At 43.4% G+C, this 17,522-nt stretch carries 12 protein-coding genes; 9 read left to right on the top strand and 3 right to left on the bottom strand.

The window, feature by feature from the left end; all coding sequences use genetic code 11:
- The first annotated feature begins 52 nt into the window (after nt 1–52).
- From HZB75_00070 to HZB75_00080, 3 genes are read left to right on the top strand one after another with little or no spacing between them, the layout of a single operon-like run.
- Nucleotides 53–2,830, top strand: a complete 2,778-nt coding sequence (locus HZB75_00070) for a CDP-glycerol glycerophosphotransferase family protein (GenBank protein ID QQG50894.1) — start codon at nt 53–55, stop codon at nt 2,828–2,830.
- Complete coding sequence (locus HZB75_00075) at nt 2,827–5,595, top strand: CDP-glycerol glycerophosphotransferase family protein (GenBank protein ID QQG50895.1); 2,769 nt, start codon at nt 2,827–2,829, stop codon at nt 5,593–5,595. The genes HZB75_00070 and HZB75_00075 overlap by 4 nt, the downstream gene beginning before the upstream one ends.
- 22 nt (nt 5,596–5,617) lie before the next feature.
- Nucleotides 5,618–6,514 (top strand): glycosyltransferase family 2 protein, encoded by an 897-nt coding sequence (locus HZB75_00080; protein ID QQG50896.1) that lies wholly within the window; start codon nt 5,618–5,620, stop codon nt 6,512–6,514.
- Between the two features lie 4 nt (nt 6,515–6,518).
- Here the strand turns inward: HZB75_00080 and HZB75_00085 are convergent, their stop codons facing one another.
- Both HZB75_00085 and HZB75_00090 read right to left on the bottom strand, forming a co-directional pair.
- The gene (locus HZB75_00085) at nt 6,519–8,678 is read right to left on the bottom strand and encodes a hypothetical protein (protein QQG50897.1); all 2,160 of its coding nucleotides are present in this window, start codon (nt 8,676–8,678) and stop codon (nt 6,519–6,521) included.
- A gap of 3 nt (nt 8,679–8,681) precedes the next feature.
- A complete protein-coding gene (locus tag HZB75_00090) occupies nt 8,682–9,221 on the bottom strand; it encodes a hypothetical protein (protein QQG50898.1) in 540 nt (179 codons plus the stop codon).
- A gap of 153 nt (nt 9,222–9,374) precedes the next feature.
- Here HZB75_00090 and HZB75_00095 point away from each other — a divergent pair, with 153 nt between their 5' ends.
- Genes HZB75_00095 through HZB75_00110 form a run of 4 tightly spaced genes read left to right on the top strand, consistent with a single transcriptional unit; the run spans nt 9,375 to nt 13,696 of the window.
- Entirely contained in the window at nt 9,375–10,511 is a 1,137-nt protein-coding gene (locus HZB75_00095; protein QQG50899.1) for an FAD-binding oxidoreductase, read from the top strand.
- Complete coding sequence (locus HZB75_00100) at nt 10,498–11,502, top strand: glycosyltransferase (GenBank protein QQG50900.1); 1,005 nt, start codon at nt 10,498–10,500, stop codon at nt 11,500–11,502. Before HZB75_00095 ends, HZB75_00100 begins: the two co-directional genes overlap by 14 nt.
- Before the next feature lie 24 nt (nt 11,503–11,526).
- Nucleotides 11,527–12,336, top strand: a complete 810-nt coding sequence (locus HZB75_00105; protein ID QQG50901.1) for a glycosyltransferase family 2 protein — start codon at nt 11,527–11,529, stop codon at nt 12,334–12,336.
- A gap of 4 nt (nt 12,337–12,340) precedes the next feature.
- A complete protein-coding gene (locus tag HZB75_00110) occupies nt 12,341–13,696 on the top strand; it encodes a hypothetical protein (GenBank protein ID QQG50902.1) in 1,356 nt (451 codons plus the stop codon).
- An 18-nt stretch (nt 13,697–13,714) separates the two neighbouring features.
- Here HZB75_00110 and HZB75_00115 read toward each other — a convergent pair whose 3' ends face one another.
- The gene (locus tag HZB75_00115) at nt 13,715–15,829 is read right to left on the bottom strand and encodes a hypothetical protein (protein QQG50903.1); all 2,115 of its coding nucleotides are present in this window, start codon (nt 15,827–15,829) and stop codon (nt 13,715–13,717) included.
- A gap of 96 nt (nt 15,830–15,925) precedes the next feature.
- Here HZB75_00115 and HZB75_00120 point away from each other — a divergent pair, with 96 nt between their 5' ends.
- A complete protein-coding gene (locus HZB75_00120; protein ID QQG50904.1) occupies nt 15,926–16,696 on the top strand; it encodes a pyridine nucleotide transhydrogenase in 771 nt (256 codons plus the stop codon).
- On the top strand, nt 16,693–17,517 hold the full coding sequence (locus tag HZB75_00125; GenBank protein QQG50905.1) for a TIM barrel protein: 825 nt from the start codon (nt 16,693–16,695) through the stop codon (nt 17,515–17,517). Before HZB75_00120 ends, HZB75_00125 begins: the two co-directional genes overlap by 4 nt.
- Nucleotides 17,518–17,522 lie beyond the last annotated feature (5 nt).

Here is a 17,522-nt window from a genome sequence, read left to right on the forward strand (position 1 = left end):
GATGACGGACAAACTACGGTCAAATTTGCATAAATACAATTTTTCTTTCGTAATGCCCGTTTATAATGTCGAGTCTTTCTTGAGCGAGGCGGTTGAGAGTATTATCAATCAATCAATGGACTTCGAGCGTCATTGTGAAATTATTTTTATTAACGATGGAAGTCCAGATAATAGCGAAAAAATCTGCCTAGAGTATAAAAAACGATTCCCCAATAATATACGCTATATCAAGCAGGAAAACGCAGGGCCTGCGGCTGCACGCAATAGGGGCATTGAACTTGCTGAGGGTAAATATATCAGCATGGTCGATTCTGACGACCGTATCTCACGCAACACTCTCGAAGAGGTCTCCTCTTTTTTTGAAAGTCACTACGATGAGATTGATCTGGTGGCTATCAAACAGGTATTTTTCGAGGCTCGTACGGGCGAACACCCACTCAATTACAAGTTTACATCTGATAGGATAATTGACCTTTCCAAGAATTACGACGAAATCCAGATGTCGATCACCTCTTCATTTATTAAGGCGGATATCTTAAAAGAATATATGTTCGAGGAGTCTGTAGGGCGCTACGCCGAAGACTCTCATCTTATGGGCAAAATACTCTTAAAGAACCCTAAGTTTGGCGTTGTTGTTCGACCGACGTACTTCTATAGGAAGCGCCTTGATCAGGCGTCGAGCCTTGATACGACGATAAAAGATAAGTTCTGGTATTTGGAGACGCCTGTTCGAGCTTGGAAAAGCCTGTTTGATATCGCAGCCAAGCAAGAAGGGAAAATTCCTGAGTATATTCAGTTTATGGCCATGTATGATTTGCAGTGGCGATTTAAGCAGGCGACACAAAGTGTTCTTTCACCCGAAGAGGTTTCGCGGTATAAGAAGCTGCTTTTCAGCCTCGTAGCGGCAATCGACGATCGTGTTATTGTGGCGCAAAGACAGATTGATGTGTCACATAAATTGTACATTCTGAGCAAAAAACACAAGACTAAGATTATAAATAAAGCCGAGGAGCGCCAGGGCAAGGTGTTTTATGAAGGCGTTAAAATATACGACCGCGTTTCAGATGCCCGGACGGTGGTTGTGGATATGATAGAAGAACGACCCGACGTGCTTGAAGTAGAGGGCTATGTTCAGGGTGCTGTTTTTGGAGGCAATGACCTTAAGGTTATTGTTGACGGCAAGGAATGCAAAATAATCAAAGTGCCGCGAATTCATAAGCGTACTTATTTTCTGGATGAAGTGATTTTCGAGCCGTATGGATTTAAAGTGGTCATACCAAAGCGTGCAGGCCTGGCCTACGCATGCGTAGAAGGGGATGAGAATTATAGACTGCCTCTTGTATTTGAGCGATTCTCTCACCTCAACCAAATGGCTAAAATGTCCTACTGGGCATGCGATGGTGTTATTGTTAAGCGATTTTATAATTACCTTACCATTACTTCACGCACAAGAATGAGGAGAATTGCTGCGGAGCTTCAATATGCCGTCGTGCTTGCACGGCGTCTGAAGCTGGGGGTGGTGCGCGAGTTTATGATCAACTGGAAACGGTCTAACACTTTTAGTTATGGAATAAAGAATGGCGTCGATTTAAAGACGGCTATTATGGAACTGAGATGGGTTCTTATCCCCTTGAAGAGTGTGGTGCGCAACCTCTTTTCGTTGGCTATGCGAGCGGCGTATTTTGCACTGCGACCCTTTTATCGCAGGCCAATATGGATTATTTCTGACCGTATAATGGCGGCCGATGATAGCGGTGAAATTCTGTTCCGTTACATAGCTAGTCGACCAGATGTGAACGCAAGAATATACTTTGCTATCAGTAAGAAAAGCAGTGAGTATGCGGCATTAACAAAGTACGGAAAAGTTGTTGATTATGGGGGAGTCTACTATAAGATTCTTTTCCTTCTGTCGGACAAGATAATTTCGTCCGAAGCCGCAGACTATGTTATTAATCCGTTTCGCGGATATGTAGGAGATTTCGTAGATCTATTTAGATTTGATTTTGTTTTTTTGCAACACGGAATAATTAAAGATGATATTTCAAGCTGGCTGAATAAATACAGTAAGAATATTAAGTTGTTTGTTACATCTACTAAGCCCGAATACGAGTCGATTATTAACGGAGATTACGGGTATGGTTCGGATATCGTCAAGCTGACGGGTCTTCCGCGTTACGACTTACTGTCGAGTCATCCAAAGAAAAAGCTAATCCTAATGCCAACCTGGCGGGATAATCTTGCTGGTCCCATAGATCCAATTACGGGTGATCGGCTGTATAACCCGGGTTTTATAAAGTCGGAATATTACAAGTTCTATCAAGATCTTATTAACGATCAACGTCTTTTAGCGGTCTTTAAAGAATATGGATTTACTGGTGAACTATACCTCCATCCATCGTTCAAGCGTCAGATAAAAGACTTTAAGGGAAATGGACTTTTTACAATAAAAGAAATGCCGCACGACTATCCAAAGGCGAAGCGCGAAGGGAGTCTTTTGGTGACGGACTATTCGAGTGTCGCATTTGATTTTGCATACTTAAAAAAGCCCGTTATATATACACATTTCGACGAGGATAGTTTTTATAAGACACATACAAGTAAAGTGGGCTACTTTTCTTACGAGAAAAACGGTTTTGGCCCGGTGGCGTATGAGTATAATAAGACAGTCAGATTAATTACCGAAACAATAGAGGATGATTGCACAATGCCGAAAAAATACCAAAAACGTGTTGAGTCGTTTTTTTACAAATTTGACAGAGACAACTCAAAGCGTGTGTATGAAACAATTATTTCAATGAAAGAGAATCAACTGTCGGAAGGTGATAAATGAGTCAGCAAGGAAACAAGTTCAAATTTTCGTTTGTAATGCCAATCTACAATGTGGAAGAGTATTTATCTGAAACCGTTGAGAGTATTTTATCGCAAACTATGAACTTCGAGAAGGATTGTCAGATCGTATTTATTAACGATGGAAGTCCAGACAATAGCAAGGACATATGCCTGCAATTTAAAAAGCGTTACCCAAACAATATTGAATATATTGAACAAGAGAACGCAGGAGTTAGCGCGGCGCGCAACAGAGGAATAGAAGTTGCTACAGGGAAATACATAAGCTTTCTTGACCCTGACGACAAGTTGTCGAGCGATACGCTGAACGAGGTGTACGATTTCTTTGAAACTAATGGCGACAAAATCGATATAGTATCTATACGGCTTAAATTTTTTGATGCAAAACAGGGCGAGCACATGCTCAATTATAAGTACGACACTTCGCGTGTTATTGATATCGAAAAGGAGCCGCAAAGCGTGCAACTTTCTGGGGGGTCAATATTTGTTAGACGAGAGGCGTTTGTTTCGCATGACTTTCGTTTTGATCCGAAGGTTAAGTATGGCGAGGATGCAAAGCTTATAAACGAGATTATACTAGAGAAGGGTGCCTACGGTGTTGTGGCTGGGCCGATTTACTGGTATCGCAAGCGAAAAAACGATTCCTCAGCCCTTAGTCATACTGTGCGGGATCGAAAATGGTACATTGATATGCTAAACGATGTCCATGGACATCTATTTAGGCTATCTAGGCAAAAAATAGGGCGTGTTTCGCGTTACATTCAGTACGTCGCAATGTATGATTTGCAATGGAAGTTTAAACAAGCGCAACGAGGGGTATTGAGTGAGTCTGATACCGATGTTTTCAAACAGCTACTCGTCGAATTATTAACAGATATCGATGATGATATAGTGATGATGCAGCGCGATATTTCGATAGATTATAAGCTGCTTATTTTATCACATAAGTACGGTGAATCTGTCGTAGACCACGCTGAACGAAGGGGTCAAAAGTACTACTACAACGAAACATTACTCTACGATTATGATCAGCAATCCCCTCTGTTTGCAATCGAATTTATGGGTGCCAAAAATAAAGATATTACTATTGAGGGTTTTGTGCGCACGGTTATTTTCCCTGGGGTGACATGCGCCATCGACGTAGACGGTGTTGAGCTTAGTGCTCCGCTTGAGGAGCGAAAAACCTTTCAGGTTTTTTTCTTCGATACCTTAGTTACTCGTGATAAAGCGTATAAAGTACAAACCTCTATGGAATCAAATCCAACGATCACGCCCTTCCTAAAAGTTGGTAAAAAAAGATATCCAATGAGCCTGGTGACACATCGTTATAGCTACATAAACAACGAAAGCGACGGAGCGTATCGCGTAATGGCCAATAAGATAGTTCGCAGGCGGCGGACGAGGCTTGAGGTTGTAAGCAGTACGCCTGTGAGGCGAACTTTGCACGAGCTGTATTATTTGCTAGCACTTTCTAAGCGACTTCGTCTTAATCTTGTAAGGAATGCACTCGCAGAGCTGAAAAAAGGCGACATCAGTAAGTTAAAAGAAGCGATCACGATTCTTCTTGGCAGTCTACTTACTAACGCGAAGTCGATATCTTGGCGTATTATTTATCACTTTTGCAAACCTTGGGTTAAGGGAAAAATCTGGCTTGTTTCAGACCGAATAGTGGCAGCGGGTGACAATGGCGAGGCGTTATTTCGCCACCTTCAAACCTCGACCGACATTCCGGGTGATGTGCGAGTGTACTTTGCAGTTGCCCGAAGCAGTAGCGACTACGAGCGAATGAAACGATATGGCAGCGTTGTGGATAGGGGTAGTTTTAGATATAAAATACTTTTTCTTATGTCTGATAAGATTATATCCTCACACGCCGATGACTTTGTCATAAATGCTTTCGACAGGCTATGGCGTGATCTTATTGATCTCTATAAGTTTGATTTTGTGTTTTTGCAGCACGGTATAACGAAGGACGATATTTCAAGCTGGCTTAAGCGATCTAGTAAAAATATGAAGCTATTTGTAACTGCCGCCAAGCCCGAACTTGAGTCAATCATTCAAAATAATTACGATTATAATCGCGATATTGTGAAGCTAACTGGGTTTCCGCGCTACGACCTTCTGGAAAACAAGCCGGCAAACAAGATAATTCTCGCCCCTACATGGCGCCAGAACATTGCCGGTGAGACGAATGCAAAGACGGGTGTGCGATCTAAGGATAATAACTTCAAGAATACCGAGTACTATAAGTTCTATCAATCAATTATGAGTGATAAGCGGATTATTTCGGCGCTGAAGAAACATAATATGACCGGCGAATTATTTCTGCATCCGGCACTTTCGTCACAGGTGGATGATTTTGTTCAGAATGAGCAGTTTCGCGTTAAGGCGCCGCCATACGACTACAGGGCTGCATTTAAGGAGGGGAACCTTCTTATCACCGACTATTCAAGTGTGTTTTTTGATTTTGCGTATCTAAAGAAGCCGGTCATTTATACGCAGTTTGACTTTGAAACACTTTACTCGGATCACTTTTACAATAAAGGTTACTTTGAGTATCCAAGAGATGGTTTTGGTCCGGTCGCGTATGATATCAATACAGCCGTGGCGGCGATTGTGAAAAGTATTGAATCGAACTGCGCAATGGAAGAAAAGTATAAAAAAAGGGTTGAAAGCTTCTTCGGGCACTTCGACAAAAATAATAGTCAGCGGGTCCTCGAGTCTATATTAGCTATCGAGAAAGAATAGTACAAAATGGTACAATAATTGTATGACTAAACAGCTTCCAGAAGTCGCTATTATTACACGAACCAAAGATCGCGCTATTTTGCTCGAACGAGCCATCCAGTCGGTGCATAAGCAGACGATGGGTGACTTCATTCATGTCATTATTAATGACGCAGGTGATCCTGAGCCGGTTGATAGGCTTGTGGCCAAGTACGAAAAAATAATCAAAGGGCGAGTAAAGGTTATTCACAACGATAGATCTAGCGGAATGGAGGCTGCCTCAAATAAGGCTATCCAGAGTGTTGATTCTGTTTTTGTCGCTATTCACGACGACGACGATACGTGGCATCCTGAGTTTCTCGAACGATCAGTTGAGAGTATGAAGAAAAACGACAGTATGGGCGTGGTGGTGAGGACAGATAAGGTGACGGAAGAGCTTGTTGGGGCTAGTGGGCCTGTAAACCATGTCAAGACGGAGCAGTGGATGCCTGATATGAAGGTTATTAATCTCTACAGACAATGCATAGATAATCAAATGACCCCTATAACGTTCATCTACCGACGCAGCGTTTTTAAAGAGATCGGTTATTACGACGAAACATTGCCTGTATTAGGCGATTGGGATTTTGGAATAAGGTTCTTACAAAAATACGATGTGGAGTTTTTAGACCCCGGCTTTGCACTTGCGAACTATCACCATCGAAAGTTCGTTGCTGGCTCAACAGCAAACAACAGCTTTGGTAGCGGCACGGACAGGCACCGTTACTACTCTAACAAGTTGATGAATAAATATTTGCGACAAGAGATTGCGGAAGGGCGCCTGGGAGTAGGCTATATTATGAGCAAGCTCAAATATGATCAGGGATATATTGCCACTGTGGCAAAACGCCTTTTACCTAACTTTATTGTTGGCAAACTTAAGAACCGCGTTCGTTCATAGTAGATTATCGAAGCAGTGACATCGGGATAACAGCGTTGATGTTTCCATTTGTGTCATGGCTAGTGCGAAGATATGTTACGCCCTCCATATCGATTTTGGTTGCGAAAAATATTACCGATCCAGCTGGAATAAGATCTCCGACCGGCAATCCAGTCGTCGGATTTCTTTTGTACGTATTACGCTGCACGGTGAGGTAGCGTGGTGATTGAAGCGCTACAAAGTCCTCGCGTAAATCGGAGGCACTAATGGCTAAATTTGAGCTACTGTTAGTGTCATCTTGAGTTCGAAGATATGACTGGTCGGTTATGACCTTTGAAGCGAAACGAATCTTTGTCCCTGCCGGTATAACAGATCCTGATGTAGCGCCAGTCGTCGGGTTTCTTTTGTACGTATCGCGGATAGTGATAAGATCGCGAACATACTTTAGGTTCAAGAAATCCTCTTTGAGTGATGTAAACGGAATGCCTTTTTGCAGATTTCTATCAGTATCGTGTTGGGTGCGAAGATAGGTTTGTCCGTTAACGACAATTTTACTGGTAAAATGTATTTTTGTTCCAGAATTAATCGTGCTATCTATCGCTGTGCCAGTGGCCGGGGTGACTTTTTGGGTGGTTGAAGCGGTCACGAAATCGCGCGCATACTTGATAGGCGTGAAGGGTATTTCCATAAAGGCTGCGAGGGGTATTCCCGGATACTCGCCCGTAGCGGGTAGGCCATTTGTGAGATACGTTATCCCGTTTAGTGTTGTTTTGTAGTCGTAGTATTGCTGCGAGTTTGCACCAATAGATAATCCTGTTGTGGCTTGCGTGCGAAGATCAACTTCCTGGGTGTTCGTAGCGGCTTGTAGCCAGCGGGGCTGACCAAGTCTTTCGTATGCTACGCTCGTTTCGCGAAGACTGGCAAGAGGGATACCTGCCTGAATATTTCTGTCTGAGTCGTGTTGTGTTCTGAGGTATGAACTAGCGCCAATGTTAACTTTTGTGGGCGCGTATATTTTTGTTCCCGCAGGAATTAACGCTCCAACCGGACGCTCAGTAATAGGGTCTAACTTATAGAGATCACTTGTTGTTTCAAAAAAGCGTGGCGACGTAAGAGGTGTATAGCTTATCGTTACCTCTTCAAGATCACTAACGAGAATTCCTTTATTCTCGTTTTTGTCGGTGTCGTGACGTGTGCGGATATAGGTTACGCCGTCGCTAGTAATTTTACTCGAGAAGAATATCTGAGTGCCGGCTGCAATAGTGCCGTCGACGTTACTATATGTTCCAGGATTCTTTTTGTAAGTGTCGGTCTTTACTTGCATCCATCGGGGCGTTTGCAGTGAGGTGAAGCTGGCCCGAGTACTGCCGAACCAATCGGTGAAGTATAGGTAAAAGTTTCTGTTACCGTACGCACCGCAAGGTGCAGTTCCCCAGCCTGCGTCGCGAGCGGCCTTATTGGGCTGGTAGGGAGTGTAGTTGTAGAGAGCTTGCGTTGCTCTATTTTCGATATAGACCGTACTGCCGCCACACGAAGAATTTGGACTATATTGAATGAAGTTATTGCCAAGTTCGTATGGCGTATACCAAGAGGGGCTGTCGTTAAGGATTGCCCTGAACATCTTTGCTGCCCAATCGAGCTGATTGGTTAATCCGTAATAATCGGAGTCGCAGGGTGCGGTGTCGGGACATCCGTATCCGGTGGCGCTGCGGTACTGAATATTAAGCGGCCATGTGTCGGTAACGAGGCCCTGCTCTTTTTGAAGTAAGACTAGGAGTACTTGGGGGTTAATGGAATATTTCTGAGCAGCGTTATAGATAATCTGTGCGGCAGACTTTCCATCTTGTGAATAATTTTTTAAGCATATAAATGTTGTCTGCCCGTATTTGTAACGTCCCCACTCGGCGCGGGTTATTCGGCCGTCGCCGTTGTAGTCTTTGCCGCCTGCCATCTCTGATGTTTGTGTACCATTAGTGTCGCAGGTAGGTACTTTTTTGTTCAGAAAGGTCTGAATGGCACCTGCGGACATTGTACTTTTGTTTGTCATGATCGAGTTGTCCATGATATTGCCGGCTTTCCAGCCTGTAAGCGCTTGTGCTGGCGCATCTTGCATGAACGACGCGGCAATACTTGTGATAAGTCCGAATAATGAGAGAGTTATTATATTTATTCTTTTGTTAGTCATAGGCTATTTAATCTCATATTCTTTTGTGGCGGTGCCAGTTTTGTTATTGATGGTCACTGAAAGAGTTATTGTCCATACTCCATCTGGGAGTTCGGTTCTTGGTATAGTGAAGCCTTTGCAGGTCGAGGCGTTAGGGAGTGCCTGGATACCACTCGACCTTGTAACGACGACGCCACTCTTTTTAAGGCTGATCTTACAGGTGCCAGTATTGGTAATCGACTCGATGAGGCTGCTGATTTTTATCTCATTATCATAAGTGGTAACAGAGGTGATAGTAGTGACGACCGTACCAGCTGGCGGAGTATCTTGTTTGTCGTTTTCAATAGGTGTTTTTGGTGAGTCGGATGTTTCGTCGGTTGGAGGAGTTGTGGCCGGAGCTTTGTCTTGGTCGGTTGGAATGTTTGCCGTTTGATTTAAATCTTCAGCTGGAGGTGTCGGGCGATTCGATACAATAGCAAACACCGAAAAGCCAGCGACAAGAGCGAGTACGAATATCGCTGAAATTACTACCTTTTTGTTTATTGTATTTCTTTTTATCTTCATTTTTTATACCATCTTTATCTCCTGTAAATTATAATATTCTCAGACTATTGTGTCAACGCGGCATGAATATCCAGAGCGGAGTGCTGACGAGATAATGTAACTGTGACGCATCTGCTATGCACCTCAGTTGATATTTGGTATGCTAGGTGCTGTATGAGAGATAATAACCCTGAGATCGTTGACGCGGTAGTTATAGGCGGTGGCTTTTATGGCCTGCGCATCGCACTATTCCTACATGAACAGCTTGGCGTTCAAAAGATTGCGATTATAGAAAAAGAAAAAGCGCTCATGTCGCGGGCGTCGTACGTTAACCAGGCTCGTGTTCATAACGGCTATCACTATCCGCGTAGTCTTCTTACCGGATACAGGTCGGCAGTTAACTTTCCGACATTTGTTGAAGAGTACAAGCCGGCAATCGTTAGTGATTTCGACAAATACTACTCGATTGCCCGTCATCTGTCTAAGGTGAATGCGGGTCAGTTTAGGGCGTTTAGTGAAAAAATCGGCTCAGATATTGCACCAGCATCGCCAGAAATAGAAAAACTATTCAATCCGCATCTTATTGAAAAGACATTTCTTGTTAAGGAGTATGCTTTCGATTCTCATATCCTTCGCGACCTATTAGTGGAGCGTATTGCGAAATACAAAGGAAGCATTACTATTCACAACGAAGAAGAAGTTCAAACTGTTGACTATACAAATAATCAACTAGGAGTCACGACAAATAAGCAGAAATACTTAGCGGATAAGGTATTTAACTGCACCTACTCACAAATCAATGCGCTTCATAGGCGGTCGGGGCTGCCTTTGGTGGGATTAAAACACGAGATTACCGAGATGTGCTTAGTGGAGTTGCCTAAGGGGCTCGAGAACTTTAGCGTAACGGTAATGGACGGTCCATTCTTTTCAATTATGCCTTTTCCGAGTCGGAAGCTTCATACGTTATCTCATGTTCGTTACACGCCGCATACGTCGTGGATTGATAACGAAGAGACACCGGACGTGCTTAAAGATTCGCATAAATACTATGACGGCTACGATCTTCATACTAATTACAAAAAAATGGAATCGGATGTTCTGCGTTATGTACCGGCGCTGAAGGGTATGAAGCTTCGAGACACGATTAGCGAAGTGAAGACAGTCCTCGTTAAGAGCGAAAGTGATGATAGCCGACCGATTCTCTTTAAGAGCAACTTGGGCTTTCCTGGGTACACCTGTATAATGGGAGGAAAAGTTGATAATATTTATGATGTCTTTGTAGACTTAGAGGTGTTGTATGGGAAAAAATAAGAAAATGTCACTTGTGGCTAAAAGTGAGCTTGAGGACATTTTTGTATCTGTAGTTATTGTGGCAGATGCCGAGGTAGATGCACTTTCGACATATTTGAAAGACCTATCAAGCCTATTGGAAGGCCATTATACTAATTACGAGATCCTTCTTGTTAATAATGGCGTCGATCAAAAAGAAATAATTGATGCGTCAGCACTATTAGAGTCACTTCCTTGTATTCGCATAATGAGCCTCTCACAGCGCACCAGGTACGATACGGCTGTTTTTGCCGGCCTCGAGGCTGCAATCGGAGATTTTGTGTGCACGGTTAATCCAACGGTGGATCCTATCGACAGTATTGAAGGTATCGTAAAACAGAACAGGGAATACGATGTCGTTCAAGGGGTTAGCGACGTGCCTATAACCGGTGCGTTCGGTAATCGTTTGGGCCGAAACCTCTTTTATTGGTATAACCGTAAACATATCAATATCGACATACCTATCAATGCGACGTATTTTGCCTCTTATAGTCGTCGTGCGGTAAACGCGCTCACTAGCACACACCGTAATCACCGACATATTCGCCACCTTGTTCGTCTTATAGGCTTCAAGCCAACACTTTTTTCGTATAGGCCAAAGCAAAACCCTAGTAATCAACGAAGTCTTCGGACAGGCGTTATCGAGGCGCTCGAGATTGCCACGAGTTACTCGACGCACCCTTTGCGTTTCGTGACATGGCTGGGGGTTTTTGCTAGTTTCATTAACATTCTGTACATAGGCTACGTCCTTGCTCTTAACATATCGAATACGCGAGTTGCCGAGGGTTGGACGACGACCTCTTTACAGCTTTCTGGCATGTTCTTTATACTTTTCATCATTATGGTGATTTTGGCAGAGTATGTTGGGCGAATTTTGGTTGAAAGTCGCCAGGAGCCTCAATATTACGTTACCGACGAGTCGGTCAGTACTATTTCGATGGCAGATGTTTCACGTCGGAATATTGCAAAATAAAGGGTTAGTAATAGAGGAGTTAATATGAGTAAAAGTGCTACCGTACGAAAAAAGTTCCCATCTTGGCAGTTTCCAGATTTCGAAAGTAACGAACTAAGCCCTAAGAGTAGTAAATATTGCGTGTGTGTTTTTGTTATTAATGAAGGCGAACGCATTCAAAAACAGCTGGCCGCAATGAAAAAATATTCTAATATTGTCGATGTTGTTGTTGCGGACGGTGGTAGTACGGATGGGTCTCTTGAGCCAGCGTTCTTGAAGAAGCAAAACGTGCGAGCCTTACTCACAAAGAAAGGCCCTGGTAAATTAAGCGCGCAAATGCGCATGGCATTCGCTTGGGCGCTTGCTGAAGGCTATGAGGGCGTGGTTGTAGTAGATGGAAATGGTAAGGATGACATCTCTGCGATTCCTCAGTTTATTAAGCTTCTCGACGATGGGTTTGATCATATTCAGGGCTCACGATTCATTCCAGGCGGTAAGGCTATTAATACTCCTCTGTCGCGTGAAATTGGACTTCACCTATTGCACGCGCCTCTAATCAGCTTAGCTTCACGAAAACGTCATACAGATACTACGAACGGCTTCCGCGGTTATAGCGCTTCGCTACTGAAAGATGAAGACGTTGCGGTTTTTCGTGATATTTTTCAGACATACGAACTCCATTACTACTTGGCAATTGAAAGCTCGCGCCGCAAGCAATACAAAACCGTAGAAACACCAGTAACGCGCGCTTATCCGAAGAGTGGTAAAACGCCAACGAAGATAAGTCCCCTAAAGGGCAATGCGCATATTCTCAAAGTACTTTTTAGTGCCGCTCTTGGTAAGTACAAAAAATAACCCCATGAATAAAATCACTAAGTTTATCGGTAAAAATAAAGTCTCTATTTCAATCGTCCTTAGTGGTTTTATTCTTTTTATTGTTAATGTACTGATCTTCTATCCTGGCTTTATGAGTGCGGATTCGATTACGCAACTTGCGCAGGTAATGGGAGAGCGGCCTGTGACCGATTGGCATCCACCGGTGATGGTTTTGGTGTGGGGCATTTTGCTAGATATTACAGGCAAAGTGGGCTCCATGCTAATGTTGCAGCTTGCAATGCTGTGGGCGAGTCTCGTACTTTTAGCGATATATATCCATCGCATTACTTCCTCTGTTAAATATGCAATTTTGCCACTTGTCGTTGGTGTTGCTCCTTTTGTAATTTCTATATCCGGCGTGATTTGGAAGGATTGTCACATGGCGTTTTCGCTACTCTTAGCTGCCGTACTGACACTTTATTTGAAGCAATTAAAGTTTAAAAAAGCCATTCGCTACTGCATTCTTGTCGTTATTGGTCTGCTGATTCTCTACGCGTGCCTTCTACGGCATAATGCTCTTTTTGCAGCAATCCCCTTAATCTATGTTGCAATCAGCTATGGTATATCGACGCGAATGAGGAGTCAAAGGATACTATATACAGCGGCATTTGTACTAGTGACATTTGTGGCCGGGTCAATCGTGAGTGGTCTAACATCTGCACGTACGACGAATCCATCATCCGCTGTTATGCTCGACGATATCGTCAATACATTGTCAGTTAGCGATGTGCGTAAAGCCGGAATCGATAGTGATCTAAGTCAGATTATTCAAGACGCAGTTCATAAGTGCCGTAATAGGGATATTGTTTTCAATAGCATTGCGTATTGTAGCGGTAAAGAGGCGGGTTATAGGCTCTCGTATGATCATCCTGAGGCGCTTCGTGCGGTTTGGGGATATATGTTGGAGCATAAGCCGTGGGAATATCTTGGTTTTAGGCTACACGCTTTTAGTATCTTTATGTTTACACCCGAGCGCCTTAGCTATTACTGGAATGCCGGTATCGAAGATAATGACCTCGATCAGAAAGTAAAGTTCGAAGACCTAGGCAAGAGCCTTAGTGTTTATGTAATAGATTTTGGTTATAAATATTTCTCTGTGTTATTTATGCCTTGGTTTTGGATTGTATTTAACAGTATTCTACTGGGCTATGCCTATAAACGCTTAAAAACAATGCGTCTATTCGTGTGCGCGCTTGCAATGTCTGCAGTTCTCTACATCCTTAGCTACGCGCCAGTTGTCATAGGGGTGGACTACAGGTACATATATTGGTCTGTCTTTGCCTCATTGCTGGCGGCTCTACTTGCGTGGATAGATATTCGCTATCGCAAGAATGTTTAATACTGCACTAAAACCGCGTTAAGTTTGACGCCAAGTATTTCGTTTTTTCTTTAGTAGGTTATCTAAGGGAAGCTGCATGTTATTCTCGGTGATTGGAACTTCCTTGTAAGTCAGCTCTTCAATTGTGAACGAGCCAGGAAGGACGCCGCCAACTTCTGTGGTGATAGTAACATTCTGTTCACCGCCCCGAATTGTTACTGGAAAAGTTGCTTCGTGAGAGTAGGAAGGTACGGATACAGGGAGTTCCATAGCGGAGGCGTTATTAAGATTAACAAGGTAGCGTGGAATTTTATTTAACAGAGGATTAATAGCAGAAGCCTGATAGCGTATATGGATTTCGTAAAGACGCGCCTTATCGGATGTATTTGCCGGTAGCTTAAAAGATTTTCCATCGCGCTGCGCGGTCACTGTAGGGTATGTGATATTGCTTATTGTCGCTTTATCTTTTAGCTTCCATAAAAAGTGTGAGTCATTCTTGGCTACTATGTCGTAGTGTGTCAATAGGTGATCGTAGAAGTCCCACGTTGTTGACATGAGCCACTCTTCGTATGAGAAAAACAATGGACGCATTGTAATGGCATAATCTGAGTTGCTTTTTATGAAATCGGACACATAGGATTGGCGTCGTTTTTCTCCGAGCGCATGGATGATATAATCTTCACCTCCCTGGGAGGGATTGAGCGTATCTGACAAGTAGCTATCATAGACGCTCGTGTAGGTTGACCATACTGTCGCTCCTTTCGATATGTAAGGCTGGAACTCATCGACGCGCTTTTTCCACTTCTTGTTTAGAACGAAATAGTCATCCTTGGCGGGTGCTTGGCTTGCCTTTACAAGGATATCCTTAATCCAAAACTCACTAGACGACACGATGTAGATATTAGTTTGTACAATGAGGAATCCTGCAAGTAGGCCAACGGTGAAACGAGAAATGTGTCGAGCTATAAAGGCTACTACGCCTTTGTTGCGTGAAAGGTTATGCAGAACGCGTTTTATGTATCCACTAAAAATGAGTTGAACGGCTAAGGCGGTAAGGATAAGACCGGACATTCGATAAAGGGGTAAAAGGTGAGAATTCGGACTGAAATAACCGAGGGCGCTGACGGTGAAGGTGATAACTCCATATGCCAACATGAAGAAAAAAGCGTATGCAATATGCGTAGGAAGCTTTTTGATTCTATGCGCCCAAACGAGTCCCGCGGCGATTAGCGCCAAGAATACATAAAGGGCGATGAGTTTACGGTGAAAAATTGCCGGAGCTAGTCGTTCCCACTCGAAAAATAGATTTGGCGGAGAGCCGAAATACCACCCCTGGTCGCTTGGTATGTCTATGAGCGCGTAACGAAGAGCGTCTATAGGGTGGCCGGCTGTAAGAAGGGTGGTCAGGAGAAGAATTAGCGCAACAACAGCTCCGATTATGTAGCCTAGGTGCAGTAATATTCCCGAGACTTTCTTTTTTTGTTTTATGAGCATAATGCCTTTTGTAACGACAAAAGCTACAAGCGCTGCAAGGCCCTGTTCGGTGCCACATAGAAATGCGATGGCTAGTAATATAATAGCGGCAATGTCGGTGTACGATATGCGCCTACTCAATATAGTCACACTGCGGGAAGTGTTCCAGACGAGCGCAGCCGCTACTAATATTGGTAGCGTACTACGCAGTCCAAGAAGCGAGTTGCCTGGAGTGATGAGCGGGATGAAATAAAGCGCTAGCGTGGTGAATAACGCAGTAGCGATAATTGTCTTTCGCTTATCTCGAAAATACGCCCAGAAAAAAATAAACGAGCTAACAAAGAAGAGTGTTATCGATACTGCAAACTTAGCAAACTCAGCAGCAAAAAGATTACCGCCTAGTAGTTTGAATAATGGAAAATGCAGCCAAGGTACTCCTATGCCGTGGAAAAATGGAAAATCATGCCCGACAGATTGTCCAGCATCTAGTCGCTGTAGTGGATTGTAGAGCTGGAACGTACCGTTAGCTGGAAAAGTTCTAACATCTGTAGCGCTATTTATTGTAAATAAGATAGAAAAAATAATGTAGGAGAGCAAAAAAAATAAAGCGAGAATTGTTAAAACATTAATTCCCGCATACTCTTTTGAGAAGAAGGTTTGCAGACGTTTTTTGATCGACACGATTATTTGTAGTATACCATCTAATAAACAAAAATAAGAGACTGGAATCGTATTCTGTTAGAATGGAAACAGAATCAATATAGAGGAGCTACTGATATGAAAACGGCACTAATAGGCTTTACGGGATTTGTGGGGGGCAATATTGCCAACCAGGCTTCGTTTGACGATATGTATAATAGTCAAAATATTGCAGATATTGAAGGAAAAGAATACGATCTTGTTGTAAGCGCTGCAAATCGCGCGGAAATGTGGCGGATCAACCAAGAGGGAGAAAAGGATCTGGCTGAGATCGATGAATACATTGGTCATATTAGTAAGACGAAAATTAAAAAACTAGTCCTTATTTCGACAGTAGGGGTCTATAAGAATCCCAATGGTGCCAACGAAGACACTGTCATAGAGACAGATGGACTTTTGCCCTACGGCGCCAATAGGTATCATCTTGAGCAATTTTGTCTTGAGAACTTTAATACAACAATTGTTCGCTTGCCCGGTCTTTTTGGTAAGGGTCTAAAGAAGAACGTTATTTTTGATCTGTTGCATGATAATAATGTTGATAGGATTCACAAAGATGGGGTGTATCAATATTACAACCTCGATAATATCTGGAAAGATATTCAAGTAGCTCTTGATAATAATCTTCAGATTGTAAACCTGGCAACTCCACCGGTAAGCACTGAAGAAGTTGCGAAATACGCTTTTGGAATTGAGTTCACTAACGAACCAGCCGACGTTAAGCCAGCTTACTGGGATATGCACAGCAAGCATGCAGGCGTTTACAAAGGTGAAGGTGATTATCTCTACAGCAAAGATCAAGTACTTGAAGATATCAGGAAATTTGTAGAGCAGGAAAAGGAGTCGCTATGAAGTTAGCGGTATCAAGTATTGCCTGGACAAATGAGGAAGAGGAGGCGATAGCTTCAAAGTTGCAAGAGCTGGGAGTGCGACATGTAGAAATTGCTCCAACGAAACTGTGGGATGATCCTACGATGACGACAGCGGAGGACGCAAAGCGTTATGTGGAGTGGTGGGCGCAACGGGGAATTACCGTTTCGGCATTTCAGTCGATGTTATTTGCACGACCTGACCTTACTATTTTTGAGAGCGCAGAAATTAGAACAGAGACGATCAATTATATGAGTAGGTTTTTGGAGCTTGCAGGGGTAATGGGGGCAAAGAAGCTTGTATTCGGCTCTCCTAAGAATCGTCGTCGTGGTGATATGGATCTCGAAAATGCGACAAGCATAGCGACTGATTTTTTCGGCACGCTTGGTGATGTAGCTGCTCGTGAAGGAGTGGTGCTTTGTCTTGAGCCAAACGCCCCCCAGTATAATTGTGATTTTATTACCAATGCCGCGGAAGGTGCGGAGCTGGTGCGACGGGTAAATAATCCAGGCTTTGGACTTCATCTTGATACGGCGTGTATGGCTTTGGCCGGGGATGACCTTGGCGATTCTATCAGGAACTTTAGTGATATTCTCGAGCATTTCCACATAAGCTCTCCAATGCTAGGTCAGGTGGAGGATCTTGAAGAGGTCGATCATCGTGCTGCCGCACGTGCGCTTAACGATATTAATTACGATAAAATCCTTTCAATTGAGATGCGGCCAGGCGATGCGGGCACGAACGTAGAGTGTTTAGAAAAAGCTGTACGATTTGTCCAAAGCGTCTACGATATCGATAAATAACAGGG

This window comes from Candidatus Saccharibacteria bacterium, assembly GCA_016432585.1.
Lineage (GTDB): Bacteria > Patescibacteriota > Saccharimonadia > Saccharimonadales > Saccharimonadaceae.